General features: G+C 69.0%; 12 protein-coding genes. 9 read left to right on the forward strand and 3 right to left on the reverse strand.

Annotation, left to right across the window (positions count from 1 at the left end):
* Positions 1–1,130: autotransporter family protein (locus ACFOLC_RS04460; RefSeq protein WP_386758000.1), on the forward strand; the 1,130-nt coding region annotated here is incomplete at its 5' end.
* Between the two features lie 96 nt (positions 1,131–1,226).
* Here the strand turns inward: ACFOLC_RS04460 and ACFOLC_RS04465 are convergent.
* From ACFOLC_RS04465 to thiC, 3 genes are all read right to left on the reverse strand, one after another.
* Positions 1,227–1,967, reverse strand: a complete 741-nt coding sequence (locus ACFOLC_RS04465; protein ID WP_386758002.1) for a DUF6065 family protein — start codon at positions 1,965–1,967, stop codon at positions 1,227–1,229.
* A gap of 76 nt (positions 1,968–2,043) precedes the next feature.
* Entirely contained in the window at positions 2,044–2,241 is a 198-nt protein-coding gene (locus ACFOLC_RS04470; protein WP_386758004.1) for a hypothetical protein, read from the reverse strand.
* A gap of 252 nt (positions 2,242–2,493) precedes the next feature.
* Positions 2,494–4,401, reverse strand: a complete 1,908-nt coding sequence (gene thiC, locus ACFOLC_RS04475; RefSeq protein ID WP_386758006.1) for a phosphomethylpyrimidine synthase ThiC — start codon at positions 4,399–4,401, stop codon at positions 2,494–2,496.
* A 568-nt stretch (positions 4,402–4,969) separates the two neighbouring features.
* Between thiC and thrA the strand changes: the two genes are divergently transcribed.
* The 8 genes from thrA (at position 4,970) to ACFOLC_RS04515 (ending at position 15,982) form a co-directional block, all read left to right on the forward strand.
* Positions 4,970–7,471: a bifunctional aspartate kinase/homoserine dehydrogenase I gene (gene thrA / locus ACFOLC_RS04480; RefSeq protein WP_386758007.1), complete on the forward strand. Its 2,502-nt coding sequence runs from the start codon at positions 4,970–4,972 to the stop codon at positions 7,469–7,471.
* Positions 7,468–8,490, forward strand: coding sequence for a homoserine kinase (locus ACFOLC_RS04485; protein WP_386758009.1), 1,023 nt, complete (start codon positions 7,468–7,470; stop codon positions 8,488–8,490). The genes thrA and ACFOLC_RS04485 overlap by 4 nt, the downstream gene beginning before the upstream one ends.
* Entirely contained in the window at positions 8,487–9,779 is a 1,293-nt protein-coding gene (thrC, locus tag ACFOLC_RS04490) for a threonine synthase (protein WP_386758011.1), read from the forward strand. The genes ACFOLC_RS04485 and thrC overlap by 4 nt, the downstream gene beginning before the upstream one ends.
* 367 nt (positions 9,780–10,146) lie before the next feature.
* Complete coding sequence (gene ilvD / locus ACFOLC_RS04495) at positions 10,147–11,985, forward strand: dihydroxy-acid dehydratase (RefSeq protein ID WP_386758530.1); 1,839 nt, start codon at positions 10,147–10,149, stop codon at positions 11,983–11,985.
* Positions 11,982–13,049: a ketol-acid reductoisomerase gene (gene ilvC, locus ACFOLC_RS04500; protein ID WP_386758531.1), complete on the forward strand. Its 1,068-nt coding sequence runs from the start codon at positions 11,982–11,984 to the stop codon at positions 13,047–13,049. Before ilvD ends, ilvC begins: the two co-directional genes overlap by 4 nt.
* Positions 13,049–14,812 carry an acetolactate synthase 2 catalytic subunit gene (gene ilvG / locus ACFOLC_RS04505; RefSeq protein WP_386758013.1) on the forward strand — a complete coding sequence of 588 codons (1,764 nt, stop codon included), beginning with the start codon at positions 13,049–13,051 and terminating at the stop codon, positions 14,810–14,812. The genes ilvC and ilvG overlap by 1 nt, the downstream gene beginning before the upstream one ends.
* Entirely contained in the window at positions 14,796–15,032 is a 237-nt protein-coding gene (locus tag ACFOLC_RS04510) for an ACT domain-containing protein (protein WP_386758015.1), read from the forward strand. The genes ilvG and ACFOLC_RS04510 overlap by 17 nt, the downstream gene beginning before the upstream one ends.
* Positions 15,023–15,982, forward strand: a complete 960-nt coding sequence (locus tag ACFOLC_RS04515; protein ID WP_386758017.1) for an aminotransferase class IV — start codon at positions 15,023–15,025, stop codon at positions 15,980–15,982. The genes ACFOLC_RS04510 and ACFOLC_RS04515 overlap by 10 nt, the downstream gene beginning before the upstream one ends.
* The last annotated feature ends 2 nt before the right edge of the window (positions 15,983–15,984 follow it).

The following is a 15,984-nucleotide window of genomic DNA, read 5'->3' on the forward strand; positions in this document are numbered from 1 at the left end:
CACCTCCTCCTCCTCCTCCACCTCCACCTCCACCTCCACCTCCACCTCCACCTCCACCTCCACCTCCACCTCCACCTCCACCTCCACCTCCACCTCCGCCTCCGACCCCGCACTATCGACAGGAGGTCTCGCTCATTGCCGCGCTGCCGGTGATGTCGGCGTACTACGGCCGCGCCCTCATCGACACGCTGCACGAGCGCGTCGGCGAAGAGGAACTGCTGCGCGCGCGCACCGACCTGGATCCGGACGACACCCGCGTGAACGGCGCATGGGCCCGTGTCCTTGCCCACGACGGGGAGCGCAAGAGCGACGGCCAAGGCATCTACGGCCGCGGCGGACCACAGTTCGATTACGAATTCCGCGCCCTGCAGGCGGGCATGGACCTGTACCGCGCCGAGGACCCCGACGACCGCAGCCGCGACCACGCAGGCCTGTATGCGGCCTACGGCAGAGGCGAGGGCGAGGTGACCCATCACCTCGCCGACCTGGTGGAGTTCCATGCCGGGCGCGACGAGTTAAAGGCCAAGACGCTGGGCGGCTACTGGACCCGCTTCAGCAAGGACGGCCGTTATCTGGATGCGGTGCTGCAGGCCACCTGGTACGACCTGATCGCGCGCTCACCGCGCCTGCCGGCGTCCAAGACCGACGGTTTCGGCTGGGCCGCGTCGCTGGAGGGCGGTTGGCCGTTCGTGCTCGACGACCAGGCCCTGTGGCGGCTGGAGCCGCAGGCGCAGCTGCAGTACCAGAGGGTCAACGTCGACGACGTGCGCGATGCCATTGCCCACGTGCGGTTCGACGATACCGACTCGCTGGTGGGCCGGATCGGTGCCCGGCTCAACCGCACATGGGCGGGCGAGAGCGACCAGGGCGAACCGCGCCTGACCAACGGTTGGCTGCGCGCCAACGTCTGGCACGAGTTCCGCGGCAACCCGCGCGTGGAGTTCTCGTCGCAGACCGGCTACGTGCCGTTCAGCGCCGATCTCGGCGGCAGCTGGGGCGAGCTTGGCCTGGGCGTCACCACACAGGTCTCGCGAGCGCTCTACCTGTACGGCGATATCGACTATTCGATCAGCTTCGACGGTGACGACCGCGCCTGGAACGGCAAGCTCGGCCTGCGTTGGCATTGGTGAGTGGCACAACTTCGCCGGGTAGGCAAAGGCCCACCCGGCGCGCCACGATCGCATCGGCTTTCACCGCATGCCCTGCAGAAAAACGAACCGCAACCCTCATTCGTCCGGCAACGGCCCGAACGGCTTGAGCCGCAGTTTCACGCGATGCTCCACCCCGGCCGGGCACGCGCCGTCGGCATCCACGCCTCGAAAATAGGCGCGTTGCCATTGCGCCTGCTCGGCCGCCGAGCCCGGCTGGGCCAGGTCGGTGAGAAAGTCACCGCGGTTGTGCATCCACTTGCGGTGCTGGCGTTCCAGCTCCGGCTCCTGCGACAGCAAGCGTCGCTGCGGCTGCGCGGTTTCGAGCAACTGCCGTGGCACCGGAAAGAAATGGCAGTACGGCTCATCCTTGGCAAAGCGCACATGACCGGGGCGGGTGAACTGCCAGTTCATGGTGAAGGTATAGGGCGCCCAGTCGGCCTCGATCAGGCCACTCAAGCCAGCGATGCCGTGCTTGGGCCGGTTGAGCGGCGCGGTGACGAACAGGTCGATGCCCGCCTCGGTGCGAAACAGGCACGGAATGTGGAAGGTCAGGATGCCGTGACCAAAATGGCTGACCGCCGGCGCCGGGCCGCCCGCCGGCGCAAAGACCCGCAGGTCGGCAATCTCCTTGCCGCCGTTCCAGACCGCCTCGAAGGCGCTCGGACACAGCAGTTCCCAGCCATGCGCGTTGGCGATGTCCAGCGGCAGGCAACGGTACGCGTAATGGCGATCGGTGCGATCCATCCATTCGCGCTCGCGCGGTGCCGGCCGGATGTCGAGCGTATGCCCGTCAAGGACGTAGGCGGTGAGTTTCATGGGCTCCTTCCGCTATACGCGGATGCGGTCATCACTACGAATCCGGCGAACTGCGGTCGCGACGACACCCAAGCCATCAATGAAAGTGATAACGCAGCGCGTAATAGACGACATACAGCCACGACAGCAGGCCGTGCACGATCGCCCATAGCAGCGACTTGTTCGCCGTCCACGAGATCACGATCGCCAGCGCGCTGCCGAAGCTGATCCCGGCCTTGACCACCTGCCTGCCGCCGTCGCCCATCGCCTCACCTTCCTTGTCGAATGTCCGCACCGAGCTTGCCGACGATAGGGCACGCGTGCAAGCAAAGGGCGTCATTCCCGCGAGGGCGGGCTGCGTTCTACCTCGGCGGTAGCCGGGCATCCATGGACGTTTGGCGCTTCGAATCTGAAGTCCAAGGCAAAGTCCGTGGCTCTGCGATCCCCGGCCATCGGGCATGGCCCGATGGCGCTCAACACCGCGCGAGCCCGTGGCTCGCAAGCAGCGGCGATCCCCCCCGCCTTCGCGGGGATGACGGACCTGCGCTCAGGCCTTGCGATAGACCTGCGCGCCCTGCGCCAGGAACTCCGCCGACTTCTCGGCCATGCCCTCGGCCAGCGCGGCGCCCTCGTCGACGCCGTGTTCCTTGGCGTAGTCGCGCACGTCCTGGGTGATCTTCATAGAGCAGAAGTGCGGGCCGCACATCGAGCAGAAGTGCGCGGTCTTGTGCGCGTCCTTCGGCAATGTTTCGTCGTGGTACTCGCGCGCACGCTCCGGGTCGAGGCCGATGTTGAACTGGTCCTCCCAGCGGAACTCGAAGCGCGCCTTGCTCATCGCGTTGTCACGCGCCTGCGCGCCGGGATGACCCTTGGCCAGATCGGCGGCGTGCGCGGCGATCTTGTAGGCCATCAGGCCCTCGCGCACGTCGTGCTTGTTGGGCAAACCGAGATGCTCCTTCGGCGTGACATAGCACAGCATCGCCGTTCCGAACCAGCCGATCATCGCCGCGCCGATCGCACTGGTGATGTGGTCGTAACCGGGCGCGATGTCGGTGGTCAGCGGGCCGAGGGTGTAGAACGGCGCCTCACCGCAGACGGCGAGCTGCTTGTCCATGTTTTCCTTGATCAGCTGCATCGGCACATGGCCGGGGCCTTCGATCATGGTCTGGACGTCATGCTTCCAGGCGATCTTGGTCAACTCGCCGAGCGTTTCCAGCTCGCCGAACTGCGCGGCATCGTTGGCATCGGCGATCGAGCCCGGGCGCAGGCCGTCGCCGAGCGAGAAGGCCACGTCGTAGGCCTTCATGATTTCGCAGATGTCCTCGAAATGGGTGTAGAGGAAATTCTCCTTGTGGTGCGCCAGGCACCACTTGGCCAGGATCGAGCCCCCGCGCGAGACGATGCCGGTGACGCGCTTGGCCGTCAGCGGCACGTAGCGCAGCAGCACGCCGGCGTGGATGGTGAAGTAGTCCACGCCCTGCTCGGCCTGTTCGATCAGGGTGTCGCGGAAGATCTCCCAGGTCAGCTCCTCGGCACGGCCGTCGACCTTCTCCAGCGCCTGGTAGATCGGCACCGTGCCGATCGGCACCGGCGAGTTGCGGATGATCCACTCGCGGGTTTCGTGGATGTGCTTGCCGGTCGACAGGTCCATGACCGTGTCGGCGCCCCAGCGCATCGACCACACCAGCTTTTCCACTTCCTCGGCGATGCCGGAAGATACGGCGCTGTTACCAATATTCGCGTTGACCTTGGTCAGGAAGTTGCGGCCGATGATCATCGGCTCGCTTTCCGGGTGGTTGATGTTGTTGGGGATGATCGCGCGGCCGCGCGCGACTTCGTCGCGGACGAACTCGGGCGTGATCAGCTTCTGGATGTTGGCGCCGAAGCTCTCGCCCGGGTGCTGGCGCAGCAGGTGCGCCTCGCGACCACCGCTTGCGAGCATGGCCTCGATGCGCTGGTTCTCGCGGATCGCGATGAACTCCATTTCCGGCGTGACGATGCCGCGCCGGGCGTAGTGCATCTGGGTGACGTTGGCGCCGGCCAGCGCGCGACGCGGCTGCGGACGCTGGCGGAAGCGCACGGCGTCGAGCTTGGGGTCGTGCTCGCGCTTGCGGCCGAACTCCGAACTCAGGCCCGACAGCAATTCGGTATCGCCGCGCTCGGCGATCCACGCCGCGCGCAGCGGCGCCAGACCGCGCGCCAGGTCGATCTGCGCGTTGGCGTCGGTGTACGGGCCCGAGCAGTCGTAGACCGCCAGCGGCGCGTTGTCCTCGCCGCCGAACATCGTCGGCGTCTTCGCCAGCGCGATCTCGCGCATCGGCACGCGGATGTCCGGACGCGAGCCCTCGACATGAATCTTGTGCGAGCCCGGGATCGGGCGGGTGACGTCGGCCGACAGCTGCTCGGCCTGGCGGCTCAATTCAGTGGCGGTCAGTTCGGAGGGGACTGCATTCATGGCGCTCTATCCGCTTTGTGAGAAGTCCGCACGGGGTGTACGGACTCTTGCGAGTGACTCGCATAAAGCGGGCGGCGCGCACCGCCGGGGGCGATGTCGCGAAGCTTCCCTACGGCGGTTGGGGAGTCGACGGGTGGCGTCGGGCCTCCTTACGTGCATCAGGTTCGAAGGGTCTGTCTCAACCGGCGCCCCGCTTCGGCAAACGCGTGGCGGCCGGTACCCCCGCTTCGGCGAGCATTTGACCATGCGCGCCGGGCTTGGGCCAACCTTGGCGACCGCGAGGAGCTGCAGGTTTCGTTTGCAACTGTTGACAGCCGTCGAAACCGCGTGGTCTGCTCGCCCCATATGACGCATCGCAACATGCCGCCGCAGACGCTGCCGACCCCGCCGCCAGGCCGGGGCGTCACCGCCGTGGCGACCATGGCGATTACCACCGGTACCGGTACCACTCCATTCGGGGTGCGGACGGGCGTGTCCAGCTGATCCAGACCACGCCTCCGCACCCGACCCGGGTGCGAAGGCCATGCACCCGGAACCGATGCGGAGGCTCCACCAGGAGCCTGCCCCGATGTCGTCCGCCGATGCCTCACCGCCCCACGCCCCGCCCGTCCGCGCCGTCGTGCGCTGCCATGTGCACAAGTTTGGCGGCAGCAGCCTCGCCAACGCCGCGTTGTATCAGGCCGTCACTGCGTTATTCGATGACGGCGCGCGCCAGAGCGCGGTCGTGGTCTCGGCGATGCAGGGCGTCACCGATGCCCTGATCGCCCTGCTCACGGCAGCGCGCGCTGGGCAGGACTGGGCGCCGGCCTGGCACGGACTGCAGCAGCGCCATCTCGAGGCCGCCGACCGGCTCGATGAGCACGGCCGCCACGGCCTGCGCGAGACGCTCGGGCACGAGTTCGCCACGCTGCGCGACGAGCTCGCCGCACTCGCCGGCGGCAGCGCCGAATCCGAGGCGATCGCGCTGCGCCTGCCCGGCTGGGGCGAGGTCTGGTCGTCGCGGTTGATGCAGGCCGCGCTCGGCGGTGAAGCCGCCGGTTGGCAGCGGCTCGACGCCCGCGAAGTGCTGGTCGTGCACCCCGGCGAGCTGGGCGTGGCGGTCGATTGGGACGCCAGCCACGCCCGCCTGGCCGCATGGCGCGCCCAGCACGGCAACGGTCACGTCGTGCTCACCGGTTTCGTCGCGCGCGATGCGCAAGGCCGCGCAACCACGCTCGGCCGCAACGGCAGCGACTACTCGGCGGCGATCTTCGCCCATCTGCTCGACGCCGACGCACTGACGATCTGGACCGATGTCGACGGCGTGCTTTCGGCCGACCCGCGGCTGGTACCCGATGCGGTCTGCCTCGACTCGATGTCGTACGCCGAGGCCTGCGAACTGGCCTATTTCGGCGCCAAGGTGCTGCACCCGCAGACGATGGCGCCGGCCATGCAGCGCGGGCTGCCGATCCGCATCCGCAACACCCTCAACCCGGCCGCACCCGGCACGCTGATCGCCGCGACCTCGCAACCGGCGCCGTCGCCGGTCAAGGGACTGAGCCTGGTCGACCGGCTCGCCGTGCTCGAACTCTCCGGCGCCGGCTTGATCGGCGTGCCCGGCACCGCCGAGCGCATGTTCGCGGCGCTGCACCGCGCCGGCGTGTCGGTGACGATGATCTCGCAGGGCTCCTCCGAGCATTCGATCTGCTGCGTGGTGCGCGCCGACCAGGCGCAGCGCGGCCGTGAAGTGGTGGAGGCGGCGTTCGCCGAAGCCATCGCCGACGGCCAGGTCGAAGGCGTGCGCCTGACCCCCGACATCGCCGTGCTCGCCGCGGTCGGCGACGGCATGGTCGGCACGCACGGCGTATCGGCGCGGCTGTTCGCCGGGCTGGCGCAGGCGCGCGTCAACATCCGTGCGATCGCGCAGGGCGCGAGCGAGCGCAACATCTCGGTGGCGATCGCCGCTTCTGATGCCACCCGTGCGCTGCGCGCCGCGCACAGTGCGTTCTGGCTGTCGCCGGCGACGCTGTCGATCGGCGTGATCGGCCCCGGCCAGGTCGGTCGTGCGCTGCTGCAGCAACTGGCGCAGGCGCTGCCGCGTTTCGCGGAAGAAGGTCGACTCGACCTGCGCCTGCGTGCGATCGCCAACAGCCGGCACATGCAACTGGCCGGCAAGCGACTCGACCCGGACGCCGCGATCGCCGCTCTCGCCGACGGCGAGCCGCTCGACCTCGACCGCTTCGCCGCGCACGTGCGTGCCGAGCACCTGCCGCACGCGCTGATCGTCGACTGCAGCGGCAGCGACGCGGTCGCCGCGCACTACCCGGCGTGGCTCGCCGCCGGCATCCACGTGGTCACGCCGAACAAGCACGCCGGCAGCGGCCCGTTGCCGCGCTATCAGGCGATCCGCGCGGCCACGCGCCACGGCGGCACGTTCCGCTACGAGGCTACGGTCGGCGCCGGCCTGCCGGTGATCCAGACCCTGCGCAGCCTGCTCGACACCGGCGACGAACTGACCGAAGTCGAGGGCGTGCTGTCCGGCACGTTGGCCTGGCTGTTCAACCGCTACGACGGCACGGTCGCGTTTTCCGAACTGGTGCGCGAGGCGCACCGGCTGGGCTACACCGAGCCCGACCCGCGCGACGACCTGTCCGGTACCGACGTCGCGCGCAAGCTGGTGATCCTCGCGCGTGAAGCCGGACGCGAGCTGTCGCTGGACGAGGTCGCGGTCGAAAGCCTGGTGCCGGAAGCCCTGCGCGACGTGAGCAAAGACGAGTTCTTCGCGCGCCTGCACGAGCTCGACGCACCGCTGCTGGCGCGTTACCAGTCGGCGCGCGCGCAGGGCCTGGGCCTGCGCTATCTCGCCCGCCTCGACCGGGATGGCCGCGCCAGCGTCGGCGCGGCCTCACCCGCCGCCGGCCACGCCAGCCTGCACAGCCGTCTCACCGACAACCTGATCCAGTTCCGCACCCGTCGTTACGCGGATAATCCGCTGGTGGTGCAGGGCCCTGGCGCGGGGCCCGACGTCACCGCCGCGGGCGTGTTCGGCGACATCCTGGCGATCGCGCAGACGCTGGGAGCCCGCGCATGAACCGGATGCCCGTCAATACATCCTCCTTCGAACCGACGAGTAGCACCTTGAACAACCCCACGACCCGCGCGGTCCGCGCGTTCGCCCCCGGTAGCGTCGGCAACATCGGCGTCGGCTTCGACCTGCTCGGTCACTCGATCGACGGCGTACGCGATGTCGCACTGGTGCGTCGCATCGCCGAGCCGGTCGTGCGTATCGCCGCGATCCGCGGCGATGTTGCCGGGGCCGATGCATTGCCATTGGAGGCCACGCGCAACACCGCCGGGCAGGCACTGATCAGCCTGCGCGAGAAGCTCGGCCTTGGCCACGGCTTCGAGCTGGAGCTGGAAAAAGGCATTCCGCTCGGCTCCGGCCTCGGCGGCTCGGCGGCCTCGTGCGTGGCGGCGCTGGTCGCCGCCAACGCGCTGATGGACGCACCGCTGCCACGCGAGGCGCTGTACAAGTACGCGCTCGACGGCGAATCGGTGTCCAGCGGCAGCCGCCACGGCGACAACGTCGCGCCGATGCTGCTCGGCGGCGTGGTGATGGCCACGGCCACACGCATGATTCCCTTGTCGGTGCCGGCGTGGCTGCACGCGGTGGTGGTGCATCCCGACCAGGTGCTGGAAACCCGCCGTGCCCGCGCGGTGCTGGCCGAGCCGTATCCGCTGCCGCTGGTGGTCGAACAAAGCGCGCACCTCGCGCTGTTCCTGACCGGGCTGCAACGCGGTGACGTACAACTGCTGCGCGAAGGCCTGCACGACCTGCTCGTCGAACCGCGCCGCGCTCCGCTGATCCCCGGTTTCGCCCAGGCCAAGGCCGCCGCGCTCGACCACAGCGCGCTCGGCGCCAGCATTTCCGGCGCAGGGCCGAGCACGTTCGCCTGGTTCGCGTCGAAAGCCGACGCCGCCGCCGCCGCGCCGGCGATGCAGGCCGCCTTCGCCGAGGCCGGATACGGCTCGCGCGCCTACGTCACGCCGGTGGCCGGGCCACGCGCCGATGTGATCACCGACGAAGGCCGCGACGGGGTTGCCGCATGAGGTTCGTCAGCACCCGCGGCCAGGCGCCCGCCACCGGCATCGACCAGGCCCTCGTCGCCGGCCTCGCCCCCGACGGCGGCCTCTATGTTCCGGAACACATCGCCCGTCTCGATGAAACACCAGTCGGCGCCACGCTGGCCGACACCGCGCGCAGCGTGCTTGCCCCGTACTTCGCGCAGTCGTCGCTGCGCGACGCGCTCGCCGACCTCTGCTTGCACGCCTATTCGTTCCCAGCTCCGCTGCGTCCGCTCACCGGAAGCAACGACTACCTGCTCGAGCTGTTCCACGGGCCGACCGCCGCATTCAAGGACTACGCGGCGCGCTTCCTTGCCGAAGCGCTGTCGCGACTGCGCACTGTCGATGCGCCACCGACCACGATCCTGGTCGCCACCTCCGGCGATACCGGTGCCGCGGTGGCCAGCGCCTTCCATCGCCGGCCCGGCTTCAACGTGGTGATCCTCTACCCGGACGGCCGCGTCTCGCCGCGCCAGGCGCATGGGCTGGGCTGCTGGGGCGACAACGTGCATGCGTTCCGCGTCGACGGCAGCTTCGACGATTGCCAGCGCCTGGCCAAGCAGGCGCTGTCGGACGAGGCCTTGCGGGCGCAGGTGTCGTTGAGTTCGGCCAACAGCATCAGCCTCGGTCGGCTGCTGCCGCAGGTCGCCTATTACGCGCATGCGGCGTTGTGCTTCTTCGCCGAACACGGGCGTCCACTCAACTTCATCGTCCCCACCGGCAACCTCGGCAACGCCTGCGCGGCGTTCGTCGCCCGGCGCATGGGCCTGCCGGTCGGCGAGCTGGTGCTGGCGTCCAACGCCAACGACGTGCTGCCGCGCTACTTTCAGGGCGAGGACTACGCACCGCGGGCGACGCGGGCGACACTGGCCAACGCGATGGACGTCGGCGCGCCAAGCAACTTCGAGCGGCTGCGCTACTGGCACCACGACGACGCGCAACTGCGCGCGGCGCTGAGCGCCCATGCCGTCGACGATGCGACGATCACCCGGACCATCCGCAGCGCGCCGCAACGGCATGGCGTTGTGCCCTGCCCGCACACGGCCACCGGCCTGTACGTGCTGGAGCAGTTGCGCAGCCGCGGCGACGACCGTCCCTGGGCGGTGGCGGCGACGGCGCACCCGGCCAAGTTCGACGGCATCGTCGAGCCGCTGGTCGGGCACCGGGTCGAGCCCCCGCCGGCACTGGCCGAGACGCTGTCCTGGCCTGCCTTCGCCGAGCCGTTGGCCGCCGATTACGGGGCGCTGCGTGAACAACTGGTACGGGCGTCGTGACAAGGCGCCCGCCCGCCCCAGCTGATGATGAGCCCGCCGTCACGGCTTGACGCCGTTACAAACGTAACTGTTGACACGCCGCAAGAGGCCGTGTTTCTCTCGTTCCCATGACGCAGCGCAACAACCACCCGCAGACCGCCATCGCCAAGCCGCAGGGCTCGGCCGATAGGCTGCGACTTGCGCTGCTACTGACCGCGTCCGCGGCGCTCATTCTTGTACTCGTACTTATTACCGGGCATGCCAGCGCGGAGTACGGGTTTGCGTAAGTAACACCAACAAACCCCGGTCGAAATACAGACCCCGCGCCCCAAACGGCGCGGGGTTTTTGTTTATGGGCCTGGGGTTCCTGACCAAGGAACACCTGTACGTGAGAAGCAACGCCATCAAGCAAGGCCCCGCACACGCCCCGGCGCGCGCGATGCTGCGCGCCACCGGCCTGGACGATGCCGCCATCGCAAAACCACTCGTCGCCGTCATCCACACCTGGACGGACGTGTCGCCGTGCAACCTGACCCTGCGCGACCTGGCCCAGCACGTGCGTGCCGGCGTGATCGAACACGGCGGAACTCCTATCGAGTTCAACACCATCGCCGTCACCGACGGCATCGCGATGGGCAGTGATGGCATGCGCAACTCGCTGGCCTCGCGCGAGACCATCGCCGACTCGATCGAGCTGGCCGTCAACGGCCACTGCCTCGACGCGATGGTGCTGCTGGTCGGCTGCGACAAGACCATCCCGGCCGCGGCGATGGCGGCGGCACGCCTGGATATCCCGACCGTGATCCTCTACGGCGGCACGATCATGCCCGGCCACTGCCCATCTGCCGACGCGCGACGCGCGTCGACCTCTCCCACAGGGGGAGAGGTGGAAGCGGCCGACCCTCCCTCTCCCCTTGCGGGAGCGGGACAGGCTCGCGCAGCGAGCCAGGGGGAGGGCCGTGCGCTGACCGTGCAGGACGTGTTCGAGGCGGTCGGCGCGCACTCGGCCGGCAAGATCGACGACGCCGAGCTGCACCGCATCGAATCACACGCCTGCCCCGGCGCCGGCGCCTGCGGTGGCCAGTTCACTGCCAACACGATGGCGATGGTGCTGACCTTCCTCGGCCTGTCGCCGCTGCAGCTCAACGACATCCCGGCGGTGCACGCCGACAAGCCCGGCGCCGCCCGCACCTGCGGCGCACTGGTGATGCAACAGTTGCGTAAGGGGGGGCCGAGACCGCGCGCCCTTCTCTCTCCAGCCGCGTTACGCAACGCGGCGCGCGCGGTCTCGGCCACGGCCGGCTCCACCAACGCGGCGCTGCACCTGCTGGCGATCGCGCACGAAGCCGGCGTGGCGTTCGACCTGGAAGAGTTCGAGGCCGCCTCCGCAATCACCCCGGTCATCGCCGACCTCAAACCCGGCGGCCGCTACACCGCCGCCGAGATGTTCGAGTACGGCGGCAGTGCGCTGGTCGCGCGCGAGCTGCGCACGGCCGGCCTGATCGAGGACATCGCCACCGTCACCGGCCGCAGCTTCTTCACCGAACTCGACGAGGTCGAGGTGTCGGCGTCGCAGGACGTCGTTCGCCCGGTCGCCGATCCGATCAAGCCGCGCGGCGGTTACTCGATCCTGTACGGCGACCTCGCCCCGGAAGGCTGCATCGTCAAGCTGGCCGGCCACGGCCGCGAGCATTTCGAAGGCACGGCGCGCGTGTTCGATTCCGAGGAGGCCGCATTCGCCGCGGTGCAGTCGCGCCAGATCCAGGCCGGCGACATCGTCGTGATCCGTTTCGAAGGCCCCGCCGGTGGTCCCGGCATGCGCGAGATGCTGGCCGTCACCGCTGCGCTGGTCGGCCAGGGCCTGGGCAACGACGTCGCACTGATCACCGACGGTCGCTTCAGCGGCGCCACCCACGGCTTCATGGTCGGCCACATCTCACCGGAAGCCGCGCGCGGCGGTCCGATCGCGCAGCTGCGCGACGGCGACACCGTGCGCATCGACGTGCGCACGCGCAGGATCGACGCGATCGATACCGACCTGGCGGCGCGCGAACCGGCGCGCATCGCTGCACGCGTGACCACCGGCGTGCTGGCCAAGTACGCGCGGCTGGTCAGCTCCGCCTCGCAGGGCGCGGTCACCGCACCTGGCCCGCTCGACGACGCCCGCCGTATCGCCACCACGCTGATCGATACGCCCGCCACCGCGCGCGAGCCCGTCCCCGCCTGAGCCTACCCGACCCCACTCCGCGCTTTTCCCTTTCGCTTTCGCACACCACCAAGGACACCGCAATGACCAGCACCACCAAGCCCAAGATCACCATCGTCGGTTACGGCAGCCAGGGCCGCGCGCACGCGCTCAACCTGCGCGACTCCGGCTTCGACGTCACCATCGGCCTGCGCCCGGGCGGCCCGACCGAGATCAAGGCCAAGGCCGACGGCTTCACCGTCAAGACCCCGGCCGAGGCGGTCAAGGACGCGCAGATCGTCGCCGTGCTGACGCCGGACATGGTGCAGCCGCAGCTGTACGGCGAGGTGATCGAGCCGAATATCGCCCAGGGCGCCTGCCTGCTGTTCGCGCACGGCTTCAACGTGCATTACGGCCAGATCACCCCGCGTGAGGATCTCGACGTGGTGCTGGTCGCGCCGAAGGGCCCGGGCGCGCTGGTGCGCCGCGAGTACGAGATCGGCCGCGGCGTGCCGTCGGTCTATGCCGTGTACCAGGACAAGAGCGGCCACGCCGAGCAGTTGGCGCTGACCTACTGTGCCGGCATCGGCGGCGCGCGCCAGAACGCGATCAAGACCACCTTCAAGGAAGAGACCGAGACCGACCTGTTCGGCGAGCAGGCGGTGCTGTGCGGCGGCGCCACCAAGCTGGTCCAGGCCGGCTGGGAGACCCTGGTCGAGGCCGGTTACCAGCCCGAAGTCGCCTACTACGAGTGCCTGCACGAGCTGAAGCTGATCGTCGACCTGTTCTACGAGGGCGGCATCACCCGCATGCACGAGTTCATCAGCGAGACCGCGCAGTACGGCGCGCTGACCCGCGGCAACTACGTGGTCGACGACAACACCCGCGCGCAGATGAAGAAGGTGCTGACCGAGATCCAGGACGGCACGTTCGCGCGCCAGTGGATCGCCGAGTACGCCGCCGGCAACGCCAACTACAAGGCGATGAAGCAGGCCGACCTCGACCACCCGATCGAGGAAATCGGCAAGAAGCTGCGCGCCAACATGAAGTGGCTGTCGACCGCCCCGGCCCCCGTCAAACCCGCCATCACTTCCGAGGCTGCGTGATGAACGGTGCCCGCTGGCTGGTGCAAGCACTGGCCGCCGAAGGTGTGGACACGCTGTTCGGGTATCCCGGCGGCGCGATCATGCCTTTCTATGACGCCCTGCACGGCGCGGCTACTGGTGAGCATGCTCTCAAGCATGTCCTGGTCCGTCACGAACAGGGTGCGGCTTTCGCTGCCAACGGCTATGCCCGTGCCAGCGGGCAAGTAGGTGTATGCGTCGCGACCTCCGGTCCCGGCGCAACCAACCTGGTCACCGGCATCGCCGATGCGATGCTGGACTCGGTGCCGATGGTGGTCATCACCGGCCAGGTGTCGACCGCGTTGATGGGCACCGATGCGTTCCAGGAGCTGGACGTGTTCGGCATGATGATGCCGATCGTCAAGCACAGCTTCCTGGTGCGCCGCGTCGACGACCTGCCCAACGTCGTCGCCGAGGCGTTCCGCATCGCCCGCTCCGGCCGTCCCGGCCCGGTGCTGATTGACCTGCCCAAGGACGTGCAGATTGGCGACGCTTCGCATCTCCCGGCGCACGCGCCGCGGCCGGTCGACGAGGCGTCGCGCCCGATCGATGCCTCGCTGCATGCGGCGCTGGCGCTGATCTCGCAGGCACAGAAACCGGTGGTCTATGGCGGCGGCGGTATTGCCCTGGGCGATGCGGTGCAGGCCTTCCGCACCTTTGTCGATGCCACGCAGATTCCGACCGTGCTGACGCTGCGCGGCCTGGGCGCATTGCCGAGCGAACACCCGTTGAACCTGGGCATGCTCGGCATGCACGGCTCCCGCGCCGCCAACCTGGCGGTGCAGGAGGCCGACCTGTTGATCGTGGTCGGCGCCCGTTTCGATGACCGCGCCACCGGCAAGCTGGCCGAATTCGCACCGAACGCGCGCGTCGTCCACATGGACCTCGATACCTGCGAAATCGGCAAGCTGCGCCACGCCGATGCCGGCGTGCGCGGTGACCTGCCCACCACGCTGACAGCGCTGACCCTGCCCTGCGCTGCCCACCTGCACGGCCGCAACGGCGCCGCCCGTCGCAGCTGGCGCGCAACTTGCCAACAGCGCGCGCGCGACCACGCCGCGCGTTACGACGCTCCCGGCGACACCGTGTTCGCACCGGCGCTGTTGAAGCGCCTGTCGGAACTGGCGCCGCAGGCCGTGGTCGCCTGCGATGTCGGCCAGCACCAGATGTGGGTCGCGCAGCACTGGCGCTTCAACGACCCGCGCCAGCACCTGACCTCCGGCGCGCTCGGCGCGATGGGCTTCGGCCTGCCGGCGGCGATCGGCGCGCAGCTGCAGCAGGCCGATGCGCAGGTCGTGTGCGTCAGCGGCGACGGCTCGTTCCTGATGAACGTGCAGGAGCTGGCGACGCTGCGCCGTTACGGACTGCCGGTGAAGATCGTGCTGCTCGACAACCAGGCGCTGGGCATGGTGCGGCAGTGGCAGGAGCTGTTCTTCGACAAGCGCTACTCCGAGATCGACCTGTCCGACAACCCCGATTTCGTCGCGGTCGCTCAGGCCTTCGGCATCCAGGCACTGCACGTCGACCGCCGCGACCAGGTCGAGGACGCATTGCAGGCCCTGCTGGCCGCCGACGGTCCGGCGCTGCTGCACGTCGCCATCGACACCGCTGCCAACGTCTGGCCGCTGGTGCCACCCAACCACAACAACGCGCAGATGCTTGACCCGACGGACACCGAAGCCGAAGCGCGCACCACCAATCCCTCTCCCACTGCCGAGGATTCCCGCCATGCGATATCAGCTTGATCTCACGTTACGTCAGGCCGAGGGCGCGCTGGTGCGTGTGCTCGGCGCTGCCGAACGCCGCGGTTTCCGCCCGCTCGCCGTCGACGGCGAAGCCCAGGCCGACGGCGACCGCTGGTACCTGCGGCTGACCGTCGAAGGCGACCGCGACGACGCCAACCTGCAAAGCCAGCTCGCCAAGTTGTACGACTGCCTGTCCGTGGAGGTTTCGCCATGTCAGTGAATACATCGCAAGCGCAGGCCGCGGCGCGACAACACGCGGCGATGCCGTTGTCGCTGCTGGACCAGCAGCGCAACCCGGACGTGCCGCTGCTGTGGTTCGACGGCGCGCTGGCCGCCAGCGACACCCTGCAGGTGCCGCTGAACACGCACGCGATGCACTACGGCACCGGCGTGTTCGAGGGCATCCGCAGCTACGCCACGCGCGACGGCTCGTCAGTGTTCCGCCTGCCCGAACACCTTGAACGCATGCGCAAGGGCGCCGATCTGCTCGGCATCGATTTCGATGTGGCGCAGGCGTTCGAGGCGACCGTGCAGACGCTGCGCGCCAACGGCCACCGCGATGCCTACATCCGCCCGTTGACCTGGCTGGGCACCAGCGCCACCGGCGTGTCGATCGGCCTGGACGTGCCGGGACTGAGCCAGCACTTCATGGTGATCACGCTGCCGACGGTGGTGCACCTGAACGGCAAGCGCGCGCGCCTGACGGTGTCGCCGTGGAAGCGCAACCCGGCCTCGTCGTTGCCGCCGTTGAAGCTGTGCGGTGCCTACGTCAACTCGATCCTGGCCAAGCACGACTCGCGCAAGCGCGGCTTCGACGAGGCGCTGTTCGTCGACGAGGACGGCTATGTCGTCGAATGCACCGGCGCCAACGTGTTCATGGTCCGCAACGGCGAGGTCACCGCGGTCGAACACCGCGACGCGCTGCCGGGCATCACCCGTGACACGCTGATCGCACTGACCGGCGCAACCTCGCGCCCGGTCACGCACCACGAACTGCTCGACGCCGACGAGGTCTTCGCCTGTGGCTCCGCCGCCGAGGTCGCGCCGATCAGCGTGCTCGACCGCCGCGAGTTCGGCGACAACCCGGTCACGCGCGAACTGTCGGCGCTGTACGCACGCGTCGTGCGCGGCGAAGAGCCGCAGTATGCCGGCTGGCTGACGGCGGTCTGAGG

This window comes from Lysobacter cavernae, from assembly GCF_042648505.1.
GTDB lineage: Bacteria > Pseudomonadota > Gammaproteobacteria > Xanthomonadales > Xanthomonadaceae > Lysobacter_L > Lysobacter_L cavernae.

Coding starts and splice junctions, on each gene's coding strand:
- ACFOLC_RS04465 (WP_386758002.1), bottom strand. CDS start 1,967: ATGAAACTCACCGCCTACGTCCTTGACGGGCATACGCTCGACATCCGG.
- thiC (WP_386758006.1), bottom strand. CDS start 4,401: ATGAATGCAGTCCCCTCCGAACTGACCGCCACTGAATTGAGCCGCCAG.
- thrA (WP_386758007.1), top strand. CDS start 4,970: ATGTCGTCCGCCGATGCCTCACCGCCCCACGCCCCGCCCGTCCGCGCC.
- ACFOLC_RS04485 (WP_386758009.1), top strand. CDS start 7,468: ATGAACCGGATGCCCGTCAATACATCCTCCTTCGAACCGACGAGTAGC.
- thrC (WP_386758011.1), top strand. CDS start 8,487: ATGAGGTTCGTCAGCACCCGCGGCCAGGCGCCCGCCACCGGCATCGAC.
- ilvG (WP_386758013.1), top strand. CDS start 13,049: ATGAACGGTGCCCGCTGGCTGGTGCAAGCACTGGCCGCCGAAGGTGTG.
- ACFOLC_RS04510 (WP_386758015.1), top strand. CDS start 14,796: ATGCGATATCAGCTTGATCTCACGTTACGTCAGGCCGAGGGCGCGCTG.
- ACFOLC_RS04515 (WP_386758017.1), top strand. CDS start 15,023: ATGTCAGTGAATACATCGCAAGCGCAGGCCGCGGCGCGACAACACGCG.